The organism is Streptomyces sp. AcH 505 (assembly GCF_000818175.1).
GTDB lineage: Bacteria > Actinomycetota > Actinomycetes > Streptomycetales > Streptomycetaceae > Streptomyces.
This window is the reverse complement of sequence record NZ_JTIY01000002.1, coordinates 1028843-1030039: the sequence shown is the minus strand read 5'-3', so window position 1 is coordinate 1030039 and position 1197 is coordinate 1028843. Positions and strand designations below refer to the sequence as shown.

General features: G+C 68.8%; 2 protein-coding genes and 1 pseudogene. 2 read left to right on the top strand and 1 reads right to left on the bottom strand.

Features of this window, described 5'->3' with window-relative positions; genetic code table 11:
* Positions 1-454: MarR family transcriptional regulator (locus tag HY68_RS34585; protein ID WP_063779739.1), on the bottom strand; the 454-nt coding region annotated here is incomplete at its 3' end.
* Positions 455-517: 63 nt separating this feature from the next.
* Between HY68_RS34585 and HY68_RS34580 the strand changes: the two genes are divergently transcribed.
* A complete protein-coding gene (locus HY68_RS34580) occupies positions 518-886 on the top strand; it encodes a VOC family protein (protein ID WP_041999476.1) in 369 nt (122 codons plus the stop codon).
* A gap of 99 nt (positions 887-985) precedes the next feature.
* A pseudogene (locus tag HY68_RS45870) lies at positions 986-1197 on the top strand (aminoglycoside phosphotransferase family protein); the annotation flags it as partial.

The following is a 1197-nucleotide window of genomic DNA, read 5'->3' as shown; positions in this document are numbered from 1 at the left end:
TGGCGTCGCCGCCGGCACGCAGGGAGTGGATCATGCTCCGCATGATCCGGAACGCGTCTGACTGCTCGGTCTCGGTCATGCCCGCCAGCATTCTGACCTCGACGGACCGGACCGCCACGGTCGCCTTCTCCAGGCTCCGTCGGCCGCGGGGCGTGAGTCGCGCGGGAAGTATCTTGCCGACGGGCGCCTCCGCCGGCCTGGTCACGTAGCCGTCCCGTTCCAGGGTCTGGAGCAGCACGTTCATCGACTGCCGTGTCACGAACGCGCCTCGCGCGAGCTCGGAGTTGGACAAGCCCGGCCGTTGCGCCAGCAGTTCGAGGCAGGAGTAGTGCGTCACGCTCATCCCGAGCGGGCGCAGCACCTCCTCCATGGCTGCGCGCAGGGCGCTCGACGCCTCTTTCAGCAGGTAGCCCAGTGATTTGTCCAGGTCGACGCCGGCACGCTTTTGACTCATGTCAGCATTCTGACATACATTGGCCTGTGTCAGGAAGCTGACACGAAGAGAAGGAGCATCACCATGCCCGCCACCGGCCCCGACTTCATCTCGCTCCAGGCCCGCGACCTCGACGCTTCGCAGGCGTTCTACGAGCAGTACCTCGGCCTCGTCCGCTCGCAGGCCGGGCCCCCGCACGCCGTCGTCTTCGAGACGAAGCCGATCGCGTTCGCACTCCGCGACGTCGTCGCCGGCACCGATCTCGCATCCGTCGCCCAGCCCGGCATCGGGGCGGCGATCTGGCTGCACGCCACCGACGTCCAGGCCATCCACGACGCTCTCGTCGCCGACGGTCACACCATCGTCTCCGCACCGATCGACGGCCCCTTCGGGCGGACCTTCACCTTCGCCGACCCCGACGGGTACCACGTCACACTCCACGACCGCACCTGACAAGGACTCCTCACACAAGTGGCGGACAACGGTCAGCCACGCCGTCGCCCGCGACAAACCCCGCGACGGAGACAGCCGTCCCCCGGGATACTGGCGCCCATGGATGAGGTCGAAGTCGTCGTCGCCCACTCCGAGCGCGCGACCCTGCGCGTCGGCGATGTGTTCCTGAAGGTGGACGCCGATCAGACGCGCCTCGACGTCGAGGTCGCGGCGATGGCCCTGGCGCCGGTCCCCACCCCGGAGATTCTGTGGCGCAAGCCGCCCGTGCTCGCGATCGCCGCGGTCCCGGGAACGGCGCTCGGCCGCCTCGG